Below are 3,511 nucleotides of genomic sequence, written 5' to 3' on the forward strand. Positions count from 1 at the left end.
CCCGGGTCACCACCCCTCGCAGGCCCCGCCCCGCTCGGGGTACCGGCTCCATAACGAAAACCCGTGCGAAGGCACTCCTCCTGCCCTTCATGACGCACCATCGGTGGATGCCGGGAGGTACGCGGACCCCACCGTCCGAGGACCCCGGCTCCTCCCCGGTCCGCCCCCGGACCGGTGCCGCTCCCGGGTCGACGCCCCCCCGTGAGCCGGAGCGTTCGACCCGCCCGTGGGGGGCGCGGACGAAGAGGACGGAAGGAGGCCGGATGCGCCTGTTGCTGGTCGAGGACGACAACCACGTCGCCGCGGCCCTCGTGGCCGTGCTCGGTCGGCACGGCTTCGCGGTGCGGCACGCCCGCGCCGGTGAGGAGGCCATCGACCGGCTCCGCACCGAGACCTTCGACGCCGTCCTGCTCGACCTCGGCCTGCCGGACGCCGACGGGTTCGAGGTCTGTGGCCGGATCCGCCGCCTGACCTCGGTGCCGGTCATCATGGTCACCGCGCGCGCCGACGTGCGCTCCCGCATCCACGGCCTCAACCTGGGCGCCGACGACTACGTGGTCAAGCCGTACGACATGGGCGAGCTGCTGGCCCGGATCCACGCCGTCAGCCGGCGCAGAGCCGGTGAGACGCCGACCGGGACCGACGCCCGGGACCCCGACACCGAGCAGGTCCTGCACGTCGGGCCGGTCACCGTGGAGCCCGCCACCCGGACCGTCTCGGTGGAGGGCATCCCCGTGACCCTGACCCGCAAGGAGTTCGATCTCCTGGCCCTCCTGGCCCGCCGACCCGGCGTGGTCTTCCGCCGGGAACAGATCATCAGCGAGGTCTGGCACACCAGCTGGGAGGGCACCTCCCGCACCCTCGAGGTTCACGTGGCCTCGTTGCGCTCCAAGCTGCGCCGACCCGAGCTGGTGGAGACGGTGCGCGGCGTCGGTTACCGCCTCGTGGTCCCCGTGGCCGGCCGCTGAGCCGCCCGGCAACCGCCACCGGAACCGCCGACGTCCCCCGCCATGCGCTCCCGACTGCTCGCCCTGCTCATCGCGCTGCTCGCCGGCATGCTGCTGGCTCTCGGTGTCCCCCTGGCCGCGGGGCAGGCCGCCGCCGAGCAGCAGCAGGTGGTCGTGGACCGGATCGACGACACCGTCCGCTTCGCCTCCCTGGCCCAGTACGCCGTGGGGACCGGCGAGAACGATCCCGGTGTCGACCCCCTGGCCCAGCTCCAGGACGAGCTGGAGCGCTACCACGACCTGTACGGCATCCGGGCCGGGGTGCTCAACCGCGACGGCACCCCCCTCGCGGCCTCGCCGGCCGGCTGGACCCTTCCCGAGGGCGAACGGCCCCGTTCCGCGTTCGCCGAGGCGTTGGCGGGCCGGCGCAGCCAGGGGCCCCCGCAGGTGTGGCCCTGGGACACCGGGACCCGGCTGCTGGTGGCCTCACCGGTCATCCGGGACGGCGACGTCATCGCCGTGGTGGTCACCGATTCGCCCACCGAGGCCCTGCGCGCGCGCATCCTGCGCGGCTGGCTGCCGATCGCCGCAGCCGAGGCCGCCGCCATGCTGCTCGCCGTCGCCGCCGCGATCCGGATGACGGGCTGGGTGCTGCGGCCGGTGCGGGTGCTCGACCGGGCCGCCCACCACATCGCCACCGGCCGGATGAACGCCCGGGTGGCGGAGGCGGGGGGGCCGCCGGAGCTGCGCCGGCTCGCCCGCTCCTTCAACGAGATGGCCGACCACGTGGAGCAGGTACTCGAACAACAGCGCGCCTTCGTGGCCGACGCCTCCCACCAGCTGCGCAATCCGCTGGCCGCCCTGCTGCTGCGCATCGAACTGCTCGGCCTGGCGCTGCCGTCCGGCAGCGAGGAGTTCGCCTCGGTGCAGGCCGAGGGCAAGCGGCTGGCCCGGGTGCTCGACGACCTGCTCGACCTGGCGCTGGCCGAGCACTCGGAGGCCGACCTGCGGGTGACCGACGTGGCCGCCCTGGTGGGGGAGCGGGTGGACGCCTGGCGCCCCCTGGCCGAGCGCCGGGGTCTGACGCTGGAGCGTCCCGGCCCCGGGGCGCTCACCGCTCTTGCCGACCCGGTGGCCCTCTCCAGCGCACTGGACGCGTTGATCGACAACGCCCTGAAGTTCACTCCCTCCGGCGGCACGGTGACGATCCGCACGTCCGCCGGCGGGGGTCGGGTGCGGATCGAGGTCGTCGACACGGGCCCCGGCCTGCAGGACGACGAGCTGGAACGCATCGGTGATCGCTTCTGGCGCAGCGGTCGGCACCAGAACGTCTCGGGCTCCGGCCTCGGCCTGTCCATCGTGCGGGCCCTGCTGGCCGCCGGGCACGGCACCATCGCCTTCTCCCACCACGAACCGCACGGGCTGCGGGCGGTGGTCTCCCTGCCCCGTAGCCGCGAGGATCTCGAGGAGGACCCGTCCGAGGACCCGGGCTGACCGGGCCTCACACGCCCCGATCAGAGCTTGGCCGACCGGTAATACCGGCGTGCCCCTTCGTGCAGCTCCAGCGGGCGGGTGTAGATGGCGGTCCGCAGATCCACCCGCTGTGCCGCGTGCACGGCCGCGGCGATCCGGTCCCGGCCGTTGATCACCGCCCGGGTCACCCGCTCCGTCAGATCCGCGTCGGTCGTCTCCCGGGTGACCAGGAGGTTCGCCACGGCGACCGTGTCCACCGCCTGTTCCACCGCGATGGCGGGGTAGGCGTCCGGAGGCATGACCGCCGCCCGGTAGTGGGCGGTGTGCGGGCCCCCGGAGTGCAGCCGGGGGAGCAGCTCACCCAGCGGCACCAGCCGGATCGGCAGCCGCTCGGAGAGCCCGGTCACCGCCGAGGTGGGCAGACCCCCGGACCAGAAGAAGGCGTCCAGGCGGTCGGTCTCCATCATCCGGGGCATCGTGTGGATGCCCTCCCGGACGGCCGTGACGTCGCTCTCCATGTCCAGCCCGGCCGCCGCCAGCAGTTCGCGGGTGACCAGCTGTACACCGGACCCGTCCTGACCGACCCCCACCCGCAGGCCGGCCAGGTCGGCGCACGCCCGGACCGGGGAGCCGGCGGGCACCACCAACTGCATGTAGTCGTCGTACAGCCGGACACAGGCGCGCAGCTCCACCGCTTTCCCCGGTTTCCCCGGTCGTTGCCCCCGGGCCTCCCCCGCCAGGTGGGCGGCGATGGAGTCCGCGGTGGCGATGACGAAGTCGGCCGAGCCGGCGACCAGCCGTTCGATGTTCTGCACCGACCCCTCGCTGGGACGCAGCACCACCTCCAGGCCGGGCGCCTCCCGCCCCAGCTGTTCGCTCAGCAACTGTCCGTAGCGGGCGTACACCCCGCTGGGCACGCCCGTGCCGACGACGATCCGCCCGATGGGGAGGTCGTCGGCCCCGGCACCGGCCGCCCACCACGCCATCGGCACGGCCGCGGCCAGGGCGGCGGCCCCGCGCACCAGCAGACGCCGCCGGCCCGGGTCGATCGCCGGGCGGCGCGCGGCGGGGGATCCGGGGCCGGAGGGCGC

At 74.5% G+C, this 3,511-nt stretch carries 3 protein-coding genes; 2 read left to right on the plus strand and 1 reads right to left on the minus strand.

What is annotated here, in order from left to right; all coding sequences use genetic code 11:
* Positions 1–263 precede the first annotated feature (263 nt).
* Together FNQ90_RS16510 and FNQ90_RS16515 are read left to right on the plus strand one after the other, a co-directional pair.
* Positions 264–968, plus strand: coding sequence for a response regulator transcription factor (locus FNQ90_RS16510; RefSeq protein ID WP_143622899.1), 705 nt, complete (start codon positions 264–266; stop codon positions 966–968).
* Between the two features lie 42 nt (positions 969–1,010).
* Positions 1,011–2,441, plus strand: a complete 1,431-nt coding sequence (locus FNQ90_RS16515; RefSeq protein WP_182607087.1) for a sensor histidine kinase — start codon at positions 1,011–1,013, stop codon at positions 2,439–2,441.
* A gap of 20 nt (positions 2,442–2,461) precedes the next feature.
* Here the strand turns inward: FNQ90_RS16515 and FNQ90_RS16520 are convergent, their stop codons facing one another.
* Complete coding sequence (locus tag FNQ90_RS16520; RefSeq protein WP_407699379.1) at positions 2,462–3,442, minus strand: TAXI family TRAP transporter solute-binding subunit; 981 nt, start codon at positions 3,440–3,442, stop codon at positions 2,462–2,464.
* Between the last annotated feature and the right edge of the window lie 69 nt (positions 3,443–3,511).

Source organism: Streptomyces alkaliphilus (genome assembly GCF_014141535.1).
GTDB lineage: Bacteria > Actinomycetota > Actinomycetes > Streptomycetales > Streptomycetaceae > Streptomyces > Streptomyces alkaliphilus.